This window comes from Leisingera sp. M527, assembly GCF_025141525.1.
In the GTDB taxonomy this organism is placed as follows: Bacteria; Pseudomonadota; Alphaproteobacteria; order Rhodobacterales; family Rhodobacteraceae; genus Leisingera.
On the sequence record NZ_CP081037.1, the window covers coordinates 1979046 to 2000612 of the forward strand.

Below are 21567 nucleotides of genomic sequence, written 5' to 3' on the forward strand. Positions count from 1 at the left end.
ACAGGCATGACTGACGAACCCCTCGTTGTGTTTACCCCATCCGGCAAACGCGGGCGTTTCCCCGCGGGCACGCCGATCCTTACCGCCGCCCGGCAGCTTGGGGTCGACCTCGACTCGGTCTGCGGCGGCCGCGGGATCTGCTCGAAATGCCAGATCACCCCGTCCTACGGCGAGTTTTCCAAGCATGGCGTGACCGCCGAGGAAGGCGCGCTCAGCGAATGGAACAAGGTTGAACAACGCTACAAGGACAAGCGCGGCCTGATCGACGGCCGCCGTCTGGGTTGTCAGGCCACCGTGCAGGGCGACATCGTGATCGACGTGCCGCCGGAAAGCCAGGTCCACCGCCAGGTGGTGCGCAAACGCGCCGAAGCCCGCGACATCACCATGAACCCCTCCACCCGCCTGTTCTATGTCGAGGTGGAAGAGCCCGACATGCACAAGCCAACAGGCGACATGGAACGGCTGATCGAGGCGCTGGACGCCCAATGGGACCTCAAGGGCGTCAAGACCGATCTGCATATCCTGCATGCGCTGCAGCCTGCCCTGCGCAAGGGCGGCTGGAAGGTGACCGTGGCCGTGCATCTAGGCGACGCAAGCCACCCGCCCAAAATCATGCATATCTGGCCAGGATTCTACGAAGGCACCGTGTACGGCCTGGCGGTCGATCTCGGCTCCACAACCATTGCCGCGCATCTGTGCGACCTGAAAACCGGCGAGGTCGTCGCCTCCTCCGGCATCATGAATCCGCAGATCCGCTTTGGCGAAGACCTGATGAGCCGGGTCTCCTATTCGATGATGAACAAAGGCGGTGATCAGGAAATGACCCGCGCGGTGCGCGAAGGCATGAACGCGCTGTTCACTCAGATCGCGTCTGAGGCGGAGATAGACAAGGCGCTGATTGTGGACGCGGTCTTTGTCTGCAACCCGGTGATGCACCACCTGTTCTTAGGGATAGACCCGTTCGAGCTAGGTCAGGCGCCGTTTGCGCTGGCAACCTCCAACTCCTTGGCCTTGCGCGCGATGGAACTGGATCTGAACATCCACCCCGCCGCCCGCGTCTATCTGCTGCCCTGCATCGCCGGCCACGTCGGTGCTGACGCCGCCGCGGTGGCGCTGTCGGAGGCACCTGACAAATCCGAAGATCTGGTGCTGGTCGTCGATGTCGGCACCAACGCCGAAATCCTGCTGGGCAACAAGGAAAAAGTCCTGGCCTGTTCCTCCCCCACTGGCCCCGCGTTCGAGGGCGCGCAGATTTCCAGCGGTCAGCGCGCCGCGCCTGGCGCCATCGAACGCGTCGAGATCAACCCGGAAACCAAGGAACCGCGGTTCCGGGTGATCGGCTCGGACATCTGGTCGGATGAGGACGGCTTTGCCGAGGCCATTGCCACCACCGGCATCACCGGCATCTGCGGCTCCGGCATTATCGAGGCGATAGCCGAAATGCGCATGGCCGGGGTGCTGGATGCCTCCGGCCTCATCGGCTCGGCAGAACAGACCGGCACGGCCCGCTGCATTCAGGACGGGCGCACCAACGCGTACATGCTTTGGGACAGCTCTGCCGAGGGCGGCCCGACCATTACGGTCACCAACCCGGACATCCGCGCGATCCAGATGGCCAAGGCGGCGCTTTATTCCGGTGCGCGCCTGCTGATGGACAAATTCGGCGTCGAAAATGTTGACCGGGTGGTTCTGGCCGGTGCTTTTGGCGCGCATATCTCAGCCAAACACGCGATGGTGCTGGGCATGATCCCCGACTGTGTGCTGGACAAGGTGACCTCGGCTGGCAACGCCGCCGGTACCGGTGCCCGCATTGCGCTGTTGAACACCGAAGCGCGCGGCGAGATCGAAGAAACCGTCCGCAATATCGAGAAAATCGAAACCGCCGTGGAGCCGCGTTTCCAGGAGCATTTCGTGAACGCATCAGCCATTCCGAACTCGGCCGAACCGTTCCCGATCCTTGGCACCGTGGTGACCCTGCCGCAGGTGAACTTCAACACCGGCGGCGGTGATGGAGAAGGCGCTGGCGGAGGCCGCCGCCGCCGCCGCCGCGGCTGACCTTTCCGCATAAAAATACGCTGCGGTGCCCTTGACCTCACTGGCGCCGCGGCATAATCCTTTGCTCAACGAGCGGGTATGGTGAAATGGTATCATGCGAGCTTCCCAAGCTTAAGGCGCGGGTTCGATTCCCGCTACCCGCTCCAAATCACCCAACACTTTTTCCTGACTTTCAATGTGAAAGCGGAAGCCGCCCCTGCGGTTCCGGTTGACGATACTGCATTAAAAGGGAAAATCGGGGCCACAAAGACAGCTTCCGGAGCGTGAGCCCCAGGTATTCCCGAAGTGTTTTTCCACTGCCCTGAGGCGCCGCCCATTGCGCCCATCCGGAAACACATGATTGCCAGCATTCCGCCAGAAGCGGCTGCGAGCGGCCCGGTTATAGGCTGCATGCGTCAGCACAGCCAAGGGCAGGCAAATCAAAGGTTTACAACGAACGCCCCGCCAGTCCTGACCTTCGCAGACGAAAATTCCCCGTAAAAGACGGACTCCTCGCCCTACCCTTAAATGGTCCCTTAACCAACAGGGGCAGCGGCCCGCAGGTATCGAGTGAATGTTTAATCAGCTTGGCGGGCCGCATCTTCAAACCGGCCTCACTTCAATCCGGCCTCACTTTGCCACCAGAATTCCGCGAAAGGGATGCTTTCACTGCCATTATTCGTGCGGCGGCAAAGCGTTGAACACTTCCGCAGACAACCGGCATAGCATGCTTTGGAAGCTCAACCGTCAAAGAAACCGGATCATTTGCAAACGTTCAGCAATTTTACGGACAATAATGAACTGTTCCCGCTATTGTTGACAAAAACAACTGCAAGACACTACATTTTTAACGGTATCTCCCGCGTTGGGTGTTGTTGGTTCTTGGGGTAATTGGAGATGGTTCTGGTTTCGGGCTCTGCCTTTTATGGCAGGGAAATGTGTTTCCTGGAGATGCTAATCTACTGAAAACGGCCCTGTCCGGCACTGTATTGCCAGTGGCCGCACAGCAGTCGTCCGCCTGCCAGTCGTGATATCCGTTTCGCCTATCAGCCACGCCCTGCAGCGGCCGGGATGCTTTGACTGTTAGGGACCGCCAAAAAGGGGATCGCAGGACGGCTGCGGAATGCCTGGGGCGATCCAGTTAACGCGCCGCTTACGGCAGCGCAGGCCAGCAGGGGGCAAAATGGCGACGATCAGCATCACGTCCGCAGACGCAATTGAAAGCATCGGATCCGGATTCGGCGGCTTGGTAACCTTCACGGTCACGCTGTCCGAGGTTCCGGCCGACACGGTCACTGTCCAATACCGCACCATCGGAGGCAGTGCGGATGAAAGCATCGATTTCCCGAAAACATCCGGCACCATCACCTTTGCTCCGGGCGAAGATACCCAGACGGTCGAATTCCGTGTCAGGCATGATACCCTCGACGAGACTGACGAGGCCTTTGTTCTGGAGCTTTTCAACCCGGCCGGCGCATCCTTTGCGGGGCGGTCAGCCGTGCTGCGGCAAAGCGCTTTTGTACTGGACGATGACGGCGCGGGTCTGGACCGGGCGGTCTTTGTTTCCTCACCGGTTGTGGTGGAGGGAAATGGCGGCACCCAGAAAGCGGATTTCACCATCCGCCTGTCCGAACCGGCCGCCAGCAGCCTCACGCTGGACTACCGGACCAAGAACGGCAGTGCCATCGCAGGCGTGGATTACCTTGCCAAATCCGGAAGTGTCACCTTCCAGGCCGGGCAGATGGAGAAGACGGTCCGGATCGACCTGACCGGAGACACTGCCTTGGAACCGTCAGAGTTTTTTCATCTGATCGTTGGCCCGGATGCCAGCCTTGGCGGAACTGCATCGGGTCTTTCGGGCACGGCCACGATCCTGGACAACGACGGCGGCAGCGGTTTACCGGTCTTGTCGCTGACCTCAGCCAATGCAGTGGAAAGCATCGGTTCGGGGTTTGGCGGCACGGTTGTTTTCACGCTGATGCTGTCGCGGCCCGCCGAAGATGCGGTCGAGGTGAACTACAGGTCAATGGCGGGCGCTGCTGACGAGGATATCGACTACCCTGGGTTTGACGGCACTGTGACCTTTGCCCCCGGAGAGACGCTGAAAACCATCGAAGTCCGCGTTCGCCATGACAGTCTCATAGAAACCGATGAGGATTTCGGCATCCAGCTGTTTGATCCAACCGGAGCCGCATTTGCGGGCGGCGCCAAGGTGCTGCACGCCTCGGCCTTCATTCTGGATGATGACGGCACCAATCTGGACCGGGCGCTGACCGTGTCCTCGCCCATTGTTTTAGAAAACAACAGCGGCACACGTTCGGTACTGTTCGAGGTGCAATTGTCGGATCCTGCGGCAACGCAGCTGGTGTTTGACTACGCAACCCGCGATGGCAGCGCGACTGCAGGGGAAGACTATACGGCTGCGTCGGGCAAATTGCGGTTTGCCCCTGGCCAGACCAAAACGGTAGTTGAAGTTGAGCTGTCCGGCGATAAGGCAGTGGAACCAAGCGAGTTCTTTCATCTGTCGGTGTCCCCGGGCAACGGGCTCGGCACTTCGGCCAATGGGCTGACCGGCACCGCAACGGTTCTGGACAATGATGGCGGCCGCGGCCAGCCGGTCATTTCGCTGGCCGCGGCCGACGCGGTGGAAAGCATCGGAGCCGGCTTTGGCGGCATCGTGGAATTTACCGTGACCCTGTCCAAAGCCGCCGCTGACACGGTGACCGTCAACTACCGTTCGCGGGCGGGTTCCGCCGACGAGGCTATTGATTACCCGGGCTTTAATGGCACCTTGGCTTTTGCGCCTGGCGAGACGTCCAAAACGGTTGAGGTCCGGGTCCGGCATGACAGCATTTCCGAGACCGATGAAAGTTTTGGCATCGAACTGTTTGATCCCGGCGGCGGTGTTTTCACCGGCAACTCCAAGGTGCTGCGCGCGGACGCCTTTATCCTGGATGACGATGGCGTCAATCTCGACCGGGCGCTGATGGTCTCCTCTCCAGTCATTGCCGAGGGCAACGGCGGCGCCCGCACAGCCCTGTTCGAGGTGCAAATCTCGGAACCGTCCGTCAACAGGCTGGTCTATGAGTACAAAACCCGCGACGGCAGTGCTGCCGCAGGTGACGATTACGTGGCGCAAAGCGGCAAGCTGCGATTTGCGCCCGGCCAGACCAAAGCGGTCGTCGAGGTGGAACTGACCGGTGACAGGACAATCGAGCCGTCTGAGTTCTTCAGCCTGGTTGTGGAGCCGGCCAGCAGCCTTGGCAGCACCGTTAAGGGGCTGGTGGGCACGGCGGTTATTCTGGACGATGATGGCGGCGGCAAACGCCCGGTGCTATCGGTTTCGGCAACAGATGCCGTCGAAGGCATCGGGGCTGGTTTCGGCGGTACTGTGGTTTTCACACTGACCTTGTCCAAACCTTCCTCCCAGGCAGTGACAGTGGATTACAATTCGGCAGCCGGATCAGCGACCGAAGGCGTCGACTATCCGGCTTTTGCCGACACGCTGAGCTTTGCCCCTGGTGAAACGTCAAAAACCGTCGGTGTGCGGGTGCGGCATGATAGCGAGATCGAAAGCGACGAGAGTTTCGGCATTGAACTTTCCGGTCTTGAGGGCGCGGTTTTCGCAGGCGGCAGCCGGGTGCTGCACAGCGATGCCTTTATCCTCGATGATGATGGCGTAAATCTGGACCGCAGCATTCAGGTAACCGCGACCCAGGCTGAGGAGCCCTCTCAAGGCGGCCGGTTTGCAGTCTTTGAAGTGACCCTGTCCGACTCCTTCAGCAGCACTGAGAAAATCCGCTATACCACCAAGGACAACAAGGCCAAAGCCGGGCAAGATTACGTAGAAACCAAAGGGGTGTTAACCTTTGCGCCCGGCCAGACCAAGGCCGCGGTGAACGTGGAGCTGCTGCCTGATTACCGGGCGGAAGGGACCGAAGCCTTCTCGCTGGTGCTGAAGCAAGGCAGCTTTCCAGCCGGATTGAACGTGACCAGCAGCATCACCGCCGCCAAGGCCCGGATCCTTGACGATGACATCAGGGGCACAGGCAGAAAGGACGAAATCGACGGAACTGGCGGGCCGGAGGGAATTTATGGCCGCGGCGGATCCGACAAATTGAATGGCCGCGGCGGCGCTGACTGGCTGGACGGCGGCACAGGCAATGACACGCTGACCGGCGGCAGCGGCGGCGATACGCTGCTGGGCAAATCCGGGAACGACAGGTTGCATGGCGGTAAAGGCGGCGACAGTCTGACCGGGGGCAAAGGCGCTGATCATCTTACCGGCGGCAAGGGAGCGGATGTCTTTGTCTTTTACAGCGGAGATTCCGGTACGGGGCCAAACAAACGCGACACGGTCACCGATTTCAGTCGCAAACAGGGCGATAAGGCCGATCTCAGCGAAATCGACGGCGACCGCGATGCATCCGGTGTTCAAGACCTGATGTGGATTGGCCGGGATGCGGAATTCTCAGGCGCTGGCGAAGTCAGGTTCGATACCGCCCGGTCGCTTTTGGAAATCAATCTGGACGGGGACCCGGCTGCTGAGATGCGAATTGATTTTGATGGCCTGGACGTATTCGGCGCGCGGGATCTGATATTCTGAGTGCGGCCCCATTGCCACCTGCCAGCGCGTGGTTCCGCAAAACTGTGCTAACCTGACGCGGTCCGCCTGTGCAGTGCGGGCGGACCGTTTTGAGAGGGAACCAGTATGAAACGTCATTGTTTAATTTTGGCACTGTTTTGCGCTTTCAGCGCGGGAGGCGGAATTGCCGGCACGACCTGGGACCAGGCAGGCACTGGAACGGGTATCTCGACCAGTTCTGTAACTGAAATTGCCGACGGGCACATGGTGATGCAAATCAGCAGTTCTTATGACAATTTGGAAATGGCAGATGCGGGCCATCCGATGAACGGTGCGTCAGGGCCGTGTTTCGGCGCGGTTGAGATTGCGTCCGGCAGCGTTGGCGGCGGCGGCATATGCGCCTTTACCAGCAGCACCGGCGACAAGGTTGTGCTGCATTGGTCTGCTGAAGCAATGGATCCGTCCGGCGCCCTGACCGGCAGCTGGAAACTGACTGGCGGCACTGGGCACTGGTCTGATGCCGAGGGCGGCGGCGGTTTCTCGTCATTGACAGACCCGGAAACCGGGAAATTCGTCAATACCATCACCAGCAGCGTGACACTGCCCTGAATTGGCAGCGGGGCTTGGCCTGCCCCGCCTGCACTAGCGCCTGTCTCAGGCCTTGGAATTGCGCACAAAGTCCAGCAAGGCCCGGGTGGACCCGTCCTTGCCCGCGTCATCTTTCTTCCCTGCCAGCAGCGGCATCAGGGAATCTGCCAGTTCCTTGCCCAGTTCCACGCCCCATTGGTCAAAGGAATTGATGCCTAGGATCACGCCTTCGGCAAACACCCGGTGTTCATAAAGCGCGATGATCTGGCCCAGCACATAGGGTGTCAGCTGCGGGTAGATCAGCGTGGTCGAGGGCCGGTTGCCCGGAAAAACCCGGTGGCGGGCCTGGCGCTGCAGCTCGGCGCCTTCATACCCGGCAGCCCGCATCAGCGCGCTGGCCTTCTTCAGGCTGCGTCCGCGCATCAGCGCTTCGGACTGGGCCAGGCAGTTGACCACCAGCAACCGGTGATGCGGCTCCAGCTCCGGCTCATGCCCCTTGGCTGCAACCAGGAATTCCGCAGGCACGACGGACGTGCCCTGATGCAGCAGCTGATAAAATGCATGCTGCCCGTTGGTGCCCGGCTCGCCCCATACGACAGGCCCTGAGGGATACGGCAAAGGCGCGCCATCCATCGCAACAGACTTGCCGTTTGATTCCATCTCCAGCTGCTGCAGATAGGCCGGCAGGCGCCGCAGCCGTTGGTCGTACGGCAGCACGGCGCGGGTCGGATGGCCGCAAACCTGATTGTGCCAAATGCCGGTCAAAGCCAGCATCACCGGCATGTTCTGTTCCCAGTCGGCCGTGCGGAAATGGTCGTCCATCGCCTTGCCGCCAGCCAGGAATTCACGGAAGCGGTCCGGGCCGACCGCCAGCATCAGGCTCAGCCCGATCGGGCCCCAGACCGAATAACGCCCGCCGACCCAATCCTCAAACCCGAACACATGCTCCCGCGGGATGCCGAAGGCTGCGGTTTCCTCTTCGGATGTCGACAGCGCCAGGAATTGGCGCGCAGCTTCACCACCGCCGGCCTCGACCCATCGCCGCGCGGTCGCGGCGTTTGTCATGGTTTCGACTGTGGTAAAAGTCTTGGAGGCAACGATCACCAAAGTTGTTTTAGGATCAATCCGTTGCAGGATGTCGTGAATATGCGCGCCGTCGACGTTGGACACAAAATGGCACCGCGGCCCGTTGTGATACGGTGCCAGCGCCAGCGCCGCCATCACCGGCCCAAGGTCAGACCCGCCGATGCCAATGTTCACCACATCGGTAAAGGGGCCGCCGGGGCCTGCCAGTTTGCCCGAGCGCACACGCCGTGCCAAACGCTCCATCCGCCCCAGCGTCGCGCGCAGAGGAGCACGGATGTCCTCTCCCTCGACGAACAATTCAGGACCGCCGGGATCCCGCAGCGCTGTATGCAGCACCGCGCGCTGCTCGGTTTCGTTGATCTCTTTGCCTTCAAACATCGCATCCCGCCGCCCGGCAACATTCTGCTGGCTGCACAATGCCGTCAGCGCCGCGCGCACTTCGGCGGTGATCTGCGTCTTGGAGTAGTCGAACAAAAGCGCTTCAAACCGTACGCTGAACGCGTCAGCGCGGTTCGGATCTTTTTCAAACAACCCGGAAATACTCTCGCCGCATTCCTGGGAACGCAGCAACTTCAAATCCTTGAACATATCAATCTTTCCTGAATTCAAGGCGCCCAATGCACGGTTACCTCGGACATTACGGCTTGGATTGGCGCGGTTTCCGGCGGCAATGCCAGCGCCTGTTCAAGCGCCCGGCGCTTGGCGTCCCCGAAAATCACCAAATGTTTGGCTATGGCGGCATCCAGCACCCGTGCTGTCAGGCTGATGCGCGCTTCGGGCTGGCTGTCAGGCCGCATGACAATAAGCGCAGGCGCATCCGCCGCCAATGCATCCTCGATCCCATCAGCACCTGGAAACAGCGAGGCCGTGTGCATATCCTCGCCCATGCCCAAAAGCAGGACGGACAGCGGCAATTGCGGCACAACCTGGCTTTCCAATTCCGCCAGCACCTCTTCGGGCTGACGTTCCGGCACATGAAACGGCAGCAATTTCGCCGCAGCTGCCCGGTTCTGCAGCAGCCGCGCGCGGATCATAGCTGCATTGGAACGCGGGCTGTCTGCGGGGACCCAGCGTTCATCCGTGGCCATAACCTGCACCCGGTCCCACTCAATGTCGGCTGCGCACAGATCGTCAAAGATCATCCCCGGCGTGGTACCGCCCGCCACTGCAAAAGAAGCCGCATCATGTGCGAGAAGATGGGTTTTCAGATCGCCTGCAATTTCATTGGCGACTTCGATCGCCAGCATGTCCTGATCAGGGTATTCGTTGAATTTCATGGGTTTATCCCTCTCCATTCACGCCCGTCGCGGCGCATCAGCAAATCGGCATCGCCGGGTCCGGTGCTGCCGCTTTCATAGGGTTTAGGCACATCGCCCCGGGACTTCCAGCCCGCAATCAGCGGATCCGTCCAGGCCCAGGCCGCCTCGACCTCGTCGCCTCTCATAAACAACGTCTGGTTGCCGCGCACAACATCCATGATCAGCCGTTCATAAGCATCCGGCGGATCGCCGCCTTCAGGTCCCAGCGCCTCGGCAAAGCTCATGTCCAGCGGCACATCCACCAGCCGCATTCCGCCCTGCCCCGGTTCCTTGATTGTCACGCTCAGCGTGATGCCTTCGTTGGGTTGCAAGCGGATTTTCAGGTGGTTGGCATGGCGCCCGGCCTCCGCCCCGAAGATCGAATGCGGCGCGTCCTTGAACATCACGTTGATGACCGAAGACCGGTTCACCAGCCGCTTTCCGGTGCGCAAGTAGAACGGCGTGCCCGCCCACCGCCAGTTGCTGATATGCGCCTTCAAGGCAACATAGCTTTCGGTGCTGCTGCGTGGATTGCTGACCAGCCCGCGGTAGGAGGGATGCGGGTCTGACGGGTCCAGGCGCGCCTGATACTGGCCGCGCACGATGTGATGCGGCTCTACCGGGTCCAGAGCGCGGATCACTTTCAGCTTTTCATCACGCACCGCGTCCGGGTCGAATTTGGCCGGCGGCTCCATCGCGATCAGGCACAAGAGCTGCATCAGGTGGTTCTGCATCATGTCGCGCATCGCGCCGGCGCGCTCATAATACTCCTCGCGCCCCTCGACACCTACGGTCTCGGCCACGGTGATCTGAATGTGATCGACATACTGGCTGTTCCACAGCGGCTCAAACAGCATGTTGCCGAACCGGACCGCCATCAGGTTCTGCACCGTCTCCTTGCCCAGGTAATGGTCGATCCGGTAAATCTGGCCTTCATCGAAATGACCGGCGAGCGTCCGGTTCAGCTCCCGCGCCGTTACCAGGTCATGGCCAAAGGGTTTTTCCACCACGATCCGCGTATCCGCATTGGCCAGCCCATGGCTGTGCAACCGTTCTGCCAGAGGGCCGAACAGACCCGGACCCACCGAGAAGTAGAACATGCGGACAGGCACCTCTTCGGCCGGCCGCAGCTTTAGGCTCAATTCCTGCCAGCCCTCTTCCCCCAACGCATCCAGCGCAACATAGCTGATCCGTTCAAGAAACGCCTCCAACGCCCCGCCGCCGCAGGCCTTGGACCCAGCATGCACGCGCAGCGCTTCAGCAACGATTGTGCGGTATTCGGCACTGGATAGGCCAGTACGCGCAGCCCCGATGATCCGCTCAGCGCCTGTCAGCTGGCCCGCGCAATGACGGCGGAACAACGCCGGCAGGATCTTGCGCTGTGCGAGATCGCCAGTGCCGCCAAAAATCACCAGGTCAAACGGGTCGACCGGTATCACACGCGAAACCATTCTTGTTCTTCCTGTTCAAGCCGGTGCAGGCGCAGCACACCGCCGCTCACATCCCTGTCATGTGCCTGCCCGGCTGCTTTCAATTCCTGCACAGTATAAGGTAGCTTCCCGCGAAAGGAACTGCCCCAAAGGACATCCGCATGAAAGACCTGCAAAAACCCGTCGCGAACCTAGGCAAGTTTCAAGACGCCTTTGTGACGGCCAATGGTCAGCAACGCGCATCGGTGCCGCTCAGCAATCCCGAGACCCTTTGGTTCAACACCGGCACGCTGTGCAATATCGAATGCACAAACTGCTATATTCTGAGTTCCCCCGCAAATGACGCACTGGTCTATCTGACCGAGGACGAAGTGCAAAGTTATCTCAGCCAGATCGGGGAACGCAACTGGCCAATCCGCGAAATCGGATTTACCGGCGGCGAACCGTTCATGAATCCTGAGATGATCCCGATGGCCCGCGCAGCGCTGGAACGCGGGTTCGAGGTTCTGATCCTGACCAATGCCATGCGCCCGATGATGCGCAAGACGGTCAAGGCCGGATTGCTGGCGCTGCGGGAGGGATTCGGGGACAAGCTGACACTGCGCATTTCGGTCGATCATCACTGCGCCGCCCTGCACGACAAAGAGCGCGGCGCCGGCAGTTTTGCCAAAACCATCGAGGGCATGGAATGGCTGCGCGATAACGGCGTTCGGATGGCCGTGGCCGGCCGCACCTTATGGGGTGAAAGCGAGACAGAATCGCGTGACGGATTTGCCGCCCTGTTTGCCGCGCATGGCTTTGCCATTGATGCGCACAACCCGGGTCAGACGGTATTGTTTCCTGAAATGGACGAGACCGTCGAGGTGCCTGAAATCACCACTGCCTGCTGGGATATTTTGGGGAAATCCCCGGACAGCGTCATGTGCGCCTCGTCCCGCATGGTCGTAAAACGCAAAGGCGCCAAGGCGCCCGCTGTGCTGGCTTGCACGCTGCTGCCCTATGCGCCTGAATTCGAGATGGGTGAAACCCTGGCCGAGGCGGAACGCCCGGTGCAGCTGAACCACCCGCACTGCGCCAAGTTCTGCGTTCTGGGAGGCGCCAGCTGCTCGGCCTGACGCCTCCTCTCTTGGGCGGGGCTTAGTAGTCCCAGTTGCCCACGGTGAAATTGCCGGCTGTCAATTCGACATCCGATGTGAATTCCACCAGGACGTTGCTGCCGAAATAGAGCTTGTCCGCGCTGTTATCCATGAACAGCCGGTCTTCCTCTGCGGTCTCCCATTCGTCCCGGTCGAACAGGACGTCTGTATCTCTTGGGATCGCCCGGCTGGATTCCTGGCGATCGAACACAAACACGTCTTTTGCAGCGGAAAAATCTTCAACAACTGCAACGGTCGAATAGGCATCCAATTCCACAAACAGACGGTCCCTGCCGCCGCCTGTCTTGATGGAGTCGGCTGCGTTCGCAAAGCTGCCGGTCAGGACATAGATATCATCCGACCCGCCGCCGGCATTCAGACTTTCTGAATGCATGCCTTCCAGAACAACTGTATCAGCACCCCTGCCGGTTTTGATCACCGCGTCCAGCCCGCCTGGCGATGCAATGGTCGAGCCATTGATGACAACTGTGTCTTTGCCGCTGCCGGTTTTCACGGTGATATCTGCAGTAACGCCCCAATTGCCGTTGAACTCAAAATAGTCCTTGCCGCTGCCGGTGTTCACCTTCAGGTCGCTCACGTCGGCGTTCGCGGTGTACAGGACGCTGTCCGCGCCGGCGAATGTGTCGACACGGATGCCGTTTTCCGATGCGTCGGCTTGCTGGAAGATATTCAGCGTGTCGTCCTTCACCCCGCTCTGGATGGTGACGCCGCCATCTCCCGCAACTTCGTTCAAAAATATGTCATAAAACCAATGTTCAACCGAAATGACGCTGGTCTCAATGGTATTCAGATCCAGAGTGGAGCCACCTGACATGACCGCAGATACTTTTGATTTTACAGTGTCGTAACCGCTGCCGCCGTCAAAGCTGAGCTGGCCGTACTTGCTGAGATTGTCACCGTCTGCGGTCACGCTGAAGCTCAACAGTTCCAGCGTGTCATCGCCGCTGCCGCCAAAGAAGCGGTCGGTCAGATCCGGAATGTTCACACCATCCGGTTCGTGATGATACAGCGTGAAATCATCGTCGCCGCCCCGGCCGTAAAAACTCTCCCGGATCGTCGAGGACGCCACAAAGATGTTTTCGAACTGGTTTCCAAAAAAGTTCTTGCGCATGAATCCCTGCCTGCTTTCCCTGTGCCCCGGGTCCCGATAGGAATGCCGTGAGCCGGCCCGGGTGCTTCAAACACTCATAGGATTAGGGCGGCGCCTGCATGCACGCAACGGCAAAGCCTGCCGCACGGCCCTGCAAACACATTAAAAAGCCAGCCGGTTCAGTGCAGCTGAAACTCTCCGACCACGTTGCGCCATTCTCCCGGGCCAATCATCTTGCGGTGATTAAAACGGACAGAATGCAATGGGCCTTCGATTTCCCGCTGCCAGAATTCGATGAATTCGAACAGCCGCGGATGGTCCGGGGCAAGGTCGTACTCCTGCCACACAAAGGTATTCAGAACGTGGATGTAGTCGGGCATACAATAGGTGAACTCCGCCGTGGTCAGCCCGTATCCCTTCAGCATCAGCTCGGTTTCTGTGGTCTCCATTTACAGCCTCCAAAATTTGCCCCCTCATACTGATGCTAGGCTGCTATTGGTTAATTTCCCCAAAAACAGTGTGTTACCGCTGTGTGAACGGCCTGTTTTCCGCTTTCCCGGCTGTTTGCTTGCGCCCCATATACGGTATCTGATAGGGTGCAAACACAATATATAGAGCCAGAAGAAAGAGCGGGCAGCCAACGTGAGCGATACGCCGGAAACTCCTGAAAACATGGATGAAAACCTGCCGGAACGGCCCGCCTATGACGGACCGACGGTATCCATTGAATCCGAAATGCGCACGTCCTACCTGGACTATGCCATGTCGGTCATCGTCAGCCGTGCCATCCCGGACCTTAGGGACGGGCTGAAACCGGTTCACCGGCGCATTCTCTATGCAATGCACGAATCCGGCAACACACATGACAAGTCTTACCGCAAATCGGCCCGCCCGGTTGGCGACGTGATGGGTAAGTACCACCCGCACGGTGACAGTGCGATTTATGACGCGCTGGTACGGATGGCGCAGGACTTCTCAATGTCGCTGCCGCTTCTGGACGGCCAGGGCAACTTTGGCTCGATGGACGGCGATAACCCGGCCGCCATGCGTTACACCGAAGTGCGGATGGACAAACCGGCGGCCTTCCTGCTGTCTGACATCGACAAAGAAACCGTCGATTTCCAGGACAACTATGATGGCAAGGACCGCGAACCGACGGTTCTGCCGGCCCGGTTCCCGAATATGCTGGTCAATGGCGCCGGCGGTATTGCGGTCGGCATGGCCACCAACATCCCGCCGCACAACCTCGGCGAAGTGATTGATGCTACCCTGGCACTGATCGACGATCCTGACCTGACCAGCGAACAGCTGATCGATTACGTGCCCGGCCCGGACTTTCCGACCGGCGGCGTGATGCTGGGCCGCTCCGGTGCCCGCAAGGCTTATCTTGAGGGCCGCGGCAGTGTGGTTATCCGTGCCAAGACCCGCACCGAGGAAATCAGGAAAGACCGCTATGCCATTGTTGTGGATGAGATTCCCTATCAAGTGAACAAGGCGGCAATGATCGAAAAGATCGCCGAGCAGGTGCGCGACAAAAAGATCGAAGGCGTCGCCCATGTGCAGGACGAATCCGATCGCAACGGCGTGCGTGTGGTGGTTGAGCTTAAGCGCGACGCGACCCCCGAAGTGGTGCTGAACCAGCTGTACCGATTCACGCCGATGCAGACATACTTTGGCTGCAACATGCTGGCGCTGAACGGCGGCCGCCCGGAACAGCTGACGCTGCGCCGGTTCCTGACCTCCTTCATCGACTTCCGCGAAGACGTGGTGGCCCGGCGCACCGCGTATCTGCTGCGCAAGGCCCGTGAACGCAGCCACATCCTGTGCGGCCTGGCGGTTGCGGTCACCAATATCGATGAAATCGTCACCACCATCCGCCAGTCTGCTGATGCGGCGGAAGCGCGCGAAAAGCTGATGACCCGCCGTTGGCCGGCCCAGCCGATCCTGGAATACATCGCGCTGATTGATGATCCGACCCATACCGCCAATGACGACGGCACCTATAACCTGTCGGAAACCCAGGCCCGCGCGATCCTTGAGCTGCGCCTGCAGCGCCTGACGCAGATCGGCGTGAAAGAGGTCACCGACGAGCTGGAAGAACTGGCCCGTAAGATCAAGGAATACCTTGAGATCCTGTCGTCGCGCGAGCGCATCATGGGCATCATCGCGGATGAGCTGCGCGAAGTGCGCAACAACTTTGCCGTGCCGCGCCGCACCGAAATCGTCGATTGGTCCGGCGACATGGAGGACGAAGACCTGATCGAGCGCGAGGACATGGTGGTGACCGTGACCTCCGGCGGCTATATCAAGCGTACTCCGCTCGCCGATTTCCGGTCGCAAAAGCGCGGCGGTAAAGGTGTATCGGGTATGCAAACCAAGGAAGAGGATGTGATCACCACCCTCTTTGTAGCCAATACCCATACCCAGCTGTTGTTCTTCACCACCGACGGCATGGTTTACAAGCTGAAGACCTGGCGCCTGCCGCAGTCCGGGCGCACCGGCAAGGGCAAGGCCATCGTCAACATCCTGCCGATCCCGACAGGGGTTTCGATTGCCGCCATCATGCCGGTCGATGTGCCGGATGATGAATGGGAAAACCTCCAGGTGGTCTTTGCCACCAGCGGCGGTGATACCCGCCGCAACCGGCTGTCGGATTTCACCAACGTCCGCCGCAACGGCAAGATTGCGATGAAACTACCTGAAGACGGGTCCGTCCAGCTGGTGAATGTCCGTATCTGTTCGGAAGACGATGACGTGATGCTGTTCACCGACTCGGGCCGGGCGATCCGCTTCCGCTCTACCGATGTGCGGGTGTTCAACTCGCGCGAATCCACCGGGGTGCGCGGTATCCGCCTCAGCGGTGAGGACCGGGTGGTGTCGATGTCGGTAATCCGGCACTCAAAATACACTCCGGAACAGCGCACCGCCTACCTCAAGATGCGCCGCGCCATGGCCGGTTTGACCGACGATGCCGAGGCCTCGGATGAGGATGCGCCCGAGGATCCGAACTTCTCGACCGAGCTTTATGCGGAAATGTCGGCGGCGGAAAACCTGATCCTGACCATCACCACCGGGGGTTCGGGCAAGCTGTCCTCCTCGCATGACTATCCAGTTCGCGGACGCGGCGGCATGGGTGTGACGGCGATGGACAAGGCGATGCGTGGCGGCGAGATCGTGGCCTCCTTCCCAGTGGAAATGGACGACCAGATCATGCTGGCCACCTCCAAAGGCCAGTCGATCCGGGTCCCGGTGGATGGCATCTCCTTCCGGTCCCGCTCGGCCGGCGGTGTCCGGGTGTTCAACACCGGCAAGGGCGAAGAAGTGGTTTCCGTCGCCTGGATTGCCGAGAACGGCGAAGAGGAAGACGGCGGCGGCGAAGAATAACCCCGCCGCTCAGCTTGAATGAAACAGCGCCGCCCCGGATCACCTGGGCGGTGCTTTTGTGTTTAACCGCTGCCTAATCTTTCTGTGGCAGACTATCGCTTGAGTTGTCTGCACCAAGGGATCGCCCCATGAACCTCTATCAATGCTCCATCGATCTGCATCATGAAGCCAAGGCGCTGAGTTTTGCCAGCGCGGTTGACCAATGGATGAGCTACCTGCAGGAACGCGGCGTGATCCTGGGCTGGCGGCTGCTGCGGCGCAAGCTGAACCTGGCCAGCGACAAATGCCGCGATTTCCTGCTGGAGATTGAGTTTAAGGACATGACCCAGCTGGATCAGGCCTTCAGGGTGCTGGGCGAACATGACGAGGAAGTAGAAAAGCTCTACTCCCATGTCACAGCCCTGATCGCCACGTCAGAGACCGGCCTCTACCGTCCCTTCCCGGATCCCGAGCGGGCGGAGCGGATGGCGCTGATCTGACGGTTTGCGATTCAGATCAGGGTTGGCGCCAGCACGAAGCTGGCAAAAATCAGATAGGCTACGGCTGTATGCATCAGTTATATCTCTGCTCTCATCCCCATGAGCATCCGAGAATACACCTAAAATGCGGCATTTCCGGGGCAGCAGATTTTCTGCTGCCGCCAGAATGCCTTAGCCGTGGTGCAAGGCCGATTCAGAGATCATAAAGCAGGCTGAACTTCTCTTCGAGATAGGCCAGCAGCGGTGTGTGGCTGGGCTCCATGCCGGATGCATGCACGATGGTATCGCGTGGGCTGCGCAACCCGCCGTGCTGTTGCAGGGATTCTTTCAGCCACCCGGTCGCACCCGTGGTGTCGCCCTCTGCCAACTGCATATCCAGCCCCGGAACATCCCGGCGCAACGCCTGATACAGGCAGCCGGCATAGACATTGCCCAAGCTGTAGGTCGGAAAATACCCGAACAGGCCCACCGACCAATGCACGTCCTGCAAACAGCCGTTTGACGGCTTGTCGACAGCATAGCCAAAGTCCGCCTCGAACCGGTCATTCCAGGCCGCCTCCAGATCCTTCACCGCCAGATCGCCGCTCATCAGTGCGCGCTCCAGGCCGAACCTCAGCATGATATGAAGGTTATATTGCAGCTCATCCGCCTCAGTCCGGATATAGCCCTTATGCACTGCGTTCACCGTGGCATAGAAGCTGTCCGCATCCGCAATGCCGAAATCGCCAAACGCCGCTTTCATCTCCTCAAACAGCCAGCCGGTGAACGCCCGGCTGCGGCCGATCTGGTTTTCATAGATCCGGCTTTGGCTTTCATGCACGCCCATCGACACGCCGCTGCCCAGCAGGGTCAGCAGGTAGTCGCGGCTGATGTTCTGCTCATAGGCGCCGTGGCCGACCTCGTGAATGGTCGAATAGAAGCAGTTGAACGGATCGACCTCACTGGTCCGGGTGGTGATCCGCACATCCAGCCCCGAGCCGGAGCTGAACGGATGCACTGCCTTATCAACGCGCCCGTGCGCCATGTCATAGCCGAAAGCTTTGGCGAGCTTCCGGGTAAGCTTCATCTGCGCCGCTTCGTCAAATATGCCTGCCAATCCCTTGGGCGCGGGCTTCTCCAGCACCTTGGCGCGAAGTTCCACCAGGCCAGGACGCATAGCGTCAAAGATCTCCGCGATCCCTGCCCCGGTCATTCCGTGCTCATAATCCTCGACCATGGCGTCATAGACATCGCCGCCCGCGGCCAGCGCCAGACCTTCTTCGCGCTTGAGGGCGACCACTTCCTCCAGCACCGGCACAAATGCGGCAACATCCTCATCCGCCCGCGCAGCGGCCCATTTGCCCTGCGCCTCGGATGTAACCTGGGCGATCTTCTTTGCCAGATCGGCGGGCACTTTGACGGTGCGCTCATAGCTGCGGCGGATTTCACGCAGCTGGGCTTCGCCTGCCTCATTCGGCGCAACTGCCTGCTCCAGCCACTCCGCCACCTGCGGGTCGCTGCGGCGGGCATGCAGAACGGCTTCGATCGCGGCCATCTCCTCGCCCCGCTGCGGCGCGGCCCCGCGGGGCATCATGGTTTCCTGATCCCAGCCCAGACGGCCTGCAATCTGCCCCAGCGCCTGGGTTTCACGCTGGAAGGCCATCAGTTCGTCAAATGCGCTCATAATTCAATGATCCTTGATCGAGGTTGCAATGGGATAGGCAGACAGGAAACGGGCGCGCAGGATCAGCACCCAGAGGCCGATTGCCACCAGCTGGTGGGTGATCGCGGCGTGCAGCGGTGCGGCATAGATCACAGTAATGATCCCCAGCAGCACCTGCACGGACAGCGCTGCAAAGACGGCGTTGAAGGCAAGACGGGTGCGCGCATGGGCAGAGCCGCGCCCGCGCAGCCAGGCCACCACGCCAAAGGCAAACAGCAAATACCCCGCCACCCGGTGAATGAACTGCACCAGGCCCGGGTTTTCAAAGAAGTTCTTCCACGCGGGTTCAATCATGAAAGGCTGCGGCGGGATCACCTGCCCGCCCATCAGCGGCCAATCGGTATAGGAGCGGCCTGCGTCGATGCCCGCCACCAGTGCGCCCAGCAGGATCTGCAGGAAGGCGAAATGCATCAGACCGGTGGAGAGGCTGAACAGCTTGGCCTCCTTGGCGCGGCGCGCCTGCATCAGCTCACGCTCCTCGCGGCCCAGCATCAGCACGTACCACGTGATGAAGCCAAGGATCACGAACGCCAGCCCCAGATGCACCGCAAGGCGGTAGGAGGCGACCGCGGTCATCCCCTCGCCCTGGGTGACGCCAGAGGCCACCATCCACCAGCCGATGGCGCCTTGAACACCGCCGAGAACACCGGGCAGCGCCAGCCGTCCTGCCCAGCCTGCCGGGACCTTACGCGCGACCAGAAACCCAAGGAAGCCGAGCGCCCAGACCACGCCGATGAAACGGCCCAGCTGGCGGTGGCCCCATTCCCACCAGTAGATCGATTTAAAATCAGTCAGTTCCATCCACTGGTTCTGAATGCGCCACTGGTCGATCTGCTGGTATTTGTCGAATTCGGCCTGCCATTCGGCTTCGGACATCGGCGGGATGGCACCGGTCACCGGGCGCCATTCAGTGATCGACAGGCCCGAGTCCGTCAGACGCGTCAGCCCGCCCACCACGATCATTGCCACCACCAGGGCGAACAGCACCATCAGCCAGGCGCGGATGCCTTTGCGGGCGCCGCCGCGGCCGCGGTCGATCAGCCCCGGCTGCGCTGCGGGGGCGTCCGTCTTCTCGCCCTCGACCTCTTCGAAAATGCTGCGCTTGCTCATGCTTGCCTCTTTGTCTGTGGTGCCAAGCTAGGGGCGGGTTATCTAAAGGTCCAGAGCGGCTTATTCGCCGCCGCGCTCTTTCCAGCGGACCATCTGGCGCATGATCCCGTGCAGCATCTGCACGTCGCTGCGGGTCATCCGCATCCGGGACCACAGGTTGCGCAGGTTGGTCTTCATGCTGTCGGCCTTTTCCGGCGGGAAGAAGAAGCCCGCCTGGTCCAGCCGGTCCTCATAATGCTCCACCAGTTTCTCGACCTCAACACCGCTTGCCCATTCGCCCTTGCGGCCGAGGTCAGTGGTTTCATGCTCCACATCGGCGGACTGGCGCATCCATTCATAGCCAGTCAGCAGCACGCATTGGCCCAGGTTCAGCGAGGCATAAAGCGGGTTCACCGGCACCGAGATGATGGCGTTGGCCTTGGCAATATCCTCGTTCTCGAGACCCGCACGCTCAGGCCCGAACATCACCGCCACCTTTTCGCCCGCTGCGATCTTCTCAGCCGCGATCTGCATCGCGCGTTCGGGACTGTAGACAGGTTTGGTCAATCCGCGCTGGCGGGCAGTGGTGGCGAACACATAAGTGCAATCGCCCAGCGCCTCGGGCACGTCGGCACAGAGCTGCGCCTCGTCCAGCAGGCGGCCCGCGCCCGAGGACATCGCCACCGCCTTGGGGTTCGGCCAGCCGTCGCGCGGTGCGACGATGCGCATCCGGTCAAGGCCGAAGTTCCACATTGCCCGCGCCGCGGCGCCGATATTCTCGCCCATCTGCGGGCGGACAAGGACAAAGGCGGGCTGGGGCGTATCGGTGGGCATCGTGTTCTCCGGCAAAATCGGCACTGCTGTACTGCCCGCACGGCGGCGGGGCAAGGTCCGGCGCGGTTTTGGACGGCATTTACCCGGGTTTCACTGCCGCAAATCCTTGCGTCCTGCCGGAAATCGGCTAAATACCTCCAATCGCCTGACACAATGGAGCACCGCTATGGGAAGCCCTGCAGAAGCACCTGAGCAGCCGCAGATCTACCTGATCTCCCCGCCGAGTTTCGAGCTGGGCAAGTTTCCCGGACAATTGGCACGGGTGCTGGACGAGGTTGACGTGGCCTGCGTGCGCTTGGATCTGGCCAGCCGCGACGAGGACACGCTGAGCCGTGCCGGTGACGCGCTGCGTGAGGTCACGATGGAACGCGACGTGGCTTTGGTGATCTCGGATCACCAGATCCTGGCCGAACGGCTGGGGCTGGACGGTGTGCATCTGACGGATGCGTCCAAATCGGTTCGTACCGCGCGCAAAGCGCTGGGGGCGGATGCCATTGTCGGCTGTTTCTGCGGAGCGTCCCAGCATGACGGTATGGTGGCGGGCGAGGCAGGCGTCGACTATGTAAGCTTTGGCCCTGTCGGAACTTCCGGTCTGGGCGACGGCGCCAAGGCCGAGGCCGATCTGTTCCAGTGGTGGTCCCAGATGATCGAGGTTCCGGTCGTGGCCGAGGGCGGCTTGACCGAAGACCTGATACGCAGCATTGCCCCCTGTACGGATTTCTTTGGCATTGGCGATGAAATCTGGCACGCAGAGGATCCGCTTGCCCAGATAAAGATCCTGATGCGGGCAATGGGCTGATCCATCAGCGGG

Annotated in this window: 15 protein-coding genes and 1 tRNA gene; 8 read left to right on the forward strand and 8 right to left on the reverse strand. The window is 60.6% G+C overall.

From position 1 onward, the window contains the following. Nucleotides 1–6: 6 nt before the first annotated feature. The 4 genes from K3555_RS09920 (at nucleotide 7) to K3555_RS09935 (ending at nucleotide 7228) form a co-directional block, all read left to right on the forward strand. On the forward strand, nucleotides 7–2055 hold the full coding sequence (locus K3555_RS09920; protein ID WP_259999190.1) for an ASKHA domain-containing protein: 2049 nt from the start codon (nucleotides 7–9) through the stop codon (nucleotides 2053–2055). A gap of 72 nt (nucleotides 2056–2127) precedes the next feature. Next, nucleotides 2128–2201: transfer RNA gene (locus K3555_RS09925), tRNA-Gly, on the forward strand. 1016 nt (nucleotides 2202–3217) lie between these two features. Then, nucleotides 3218–6640: a Calx-beta domain-containing protein gene (locus tag K3555_RS09930; protein WP_260008341.1), complete on the forward strand. Its 3423-nt coding sequence runs from the start codon at nucleotides 3218–3220 to the stop codon at nucleotides 6638–6640. Nucleotides 6641–6889: 249 nt separating this feature from the next. After that, complete coding sequence (locus K3555_RS09935; RefSeq protein WP_260008343.1) at nucleotides 6890–7228, forward strand: hypothetical protein; 339 nt, start codon at nucleotides 6890–6892, stop codon at nucleotides 7226–7228. Nucleotides 7229–7273: 45 nt separating this feature from the next. On the opposite strand, the gene pgi is transcribed toward K3555_RS09935, so the two are convergent. The 3 genes from pgi to zwf are packed head-to-tail and all read right to left on the reverse strand — an operon-like array spanning nucleotide 7274 to nucleotide 11042. Continuing rightward, on the reverse strand, nucleotides 7274–8881 hold the full coding sequence (pgi, locus tag K3555_RS09940) for a glucose-6-phosphate isomerase (protein ID WP_260008344.1): 1608 nt from the start codon (nucleotides 8879–8881) through the stop codon (nucleotides 7274–7276). Between the two features lie 17 nt (nucleotides 8882–8898). Then, nucleotides 8899–9570 carry a 6-phosphogluconolactonase gene (gene pgl, locus K3555_RS09945; RefSeq protein WP_260008345.1) on the reverse strand — a complete coding sequence of 224 codons (672 nt, stop codon included), beginning with the start codon at nucleotides 9568–9570 and terminating at the stop codon, nucleotides 8899–8901. Then, the gene (gene zwf, locus K3555_RS09950) at nucleotides 9567–11042 is read right to left on the reverse strand and encodes a glucose-6-phosphate dehydrogenase (RefSeq protein WP_260008346.1); all 1476 of its coding nucleotides are present in this window, start codon (nucleotides 11040–11042) and stop codon (nucleotides 9567–9569) included. Before zwf ends, pgl begins: the two co-directional genes overlap by 4 nt. Nucleotides 11043–11182: 140 nt before the next feature. Between zwf and K3555_RS09955 the strand changes: the two genes are divergently transcribed. Further along, nucleotides 11183–12136 carry a radical SAM protein gene (locus tag K3555_RS09955; RefSeq protein WP_260008347.1) on the forward strand — a complete coding sequence of 318 codons (954 nt, stop codon included), beginning with the start codon at nucleotides 11183–11185 and terminating at the stop codon, nucleotides 12134–12136. 22 nt (nucleotides 12137–12158) lie between these two features. Here K3555_RS09955 and K3555_RS09960 read toward each other — a convergent pair whose 3' ends face one another. Beyond that, nucleotides 12159–13289, reverse strand: a complete 1131-nt coding sequence (locus tag K3555_RS09960; protein ID WP_260008348.1) for a hypothetical protein — start codon at nucleotides 13287–13289, stop codon at nucleotides 12159–12161. Nucleotides 13290–13447: 158 nt separating this feature from the next. Beyond that, nucleotides 13448–13717, reverse strand: coding sequence for an usg protein (locus tag K3555_RS09965; RefSeq protein ID WP_027258878.1), 270 nt, complete (start codon nucleotides 13715–13717; stop codon nucleotides 13448–13450). Nucleotides 13718–13910: 193 nt separating this feature from the next. On the opposite strand from K3555_RS09965, the gene gyrA reads away from it, so the two are divergent. Next, entirely contained in the window at nucleotides 13911–16652 is a 2742-nt protein-coding gene (gyrA, locus tag K3555_RS09970) for a DNA gyrase subunit A (RefSeq protein ID WP_409201682.1), read from the forward strand. A gap of 128 nt (nucleotides 16653–16780) precedes the next feature. Then, entirely contained in the window at nucleotides 16781–17131 is a 351-nt protein-coding gene (locus tag K3555_RS09975) for a DUF6614 family protein (protein ID WP_259992323.1), read from the forward strand. A 193-nt stretch (nucleotides 17132–17324) separates the two neighbouring features. Here K3555_RS09975 and K3555_RS09980 read toward each other — a convergent pair whose 3' ends face one another. Genes K3555_RS09980 through K3555_RS09990 form a run of 3 tightly spaced genes read right to left on the reverse strand, consistent with a single transcriptional unit; the run spans nucleotide 17325 to nucleotide 20756 of the window. Beyond that, nucleotides 17325–18794, reverse strand: a complete 1470-nt coding sequence (locus K3555_RS09980; RefSeq protein ID WP_260008350.1) for a carboxypeptidase M32 — start codon at nucleotides 18792–18794, stop codon at nucleotides 17325–17327. A gap of 3 nt (nucleotides 18795–18797) precedes the next feature. Next, on the reverse strand, nucleotides 18798–19943 hold the full coding sequence (gene ctaA, locus K3555_RS09985) for a heme A synthase (RefSeq protein ID WP_260008351.1): 1146 nt from the start codon (nucleotides 19941–19943) through the stop codon (nucleotides 18798–18800). Nucleotides 19944–20003: 60 nt separating this feature from the next. After that, a complete protein-coding gene (locus tag K3555_RS09990) occupies nucleotides 20004–20756 on the reverse strand; it encodes an RNA methyltransferase (RefSeq protein WP_259999206.1) in 753 nt (250 codons plus the stop codon). A gap of 166 nt (nucleotides 20757–20922) precedes the next feature. On the opposite strand from K3555_RS09990, the gene K3555_RS09995 reads away from it, so the two are divergent. Next, a complete protein-coding gene (locus K3555_RS09995) occupies nucleotides 20923–21555 on the forward strand; it encodes a thiamine phosphate synthase (RefSeq protein WP_260008352.1) in 633 nt (210 codons plus the stop codon). The last annotated feature ends 12 nt before the right edge of the window (nucleotides 21556–21567 follow it).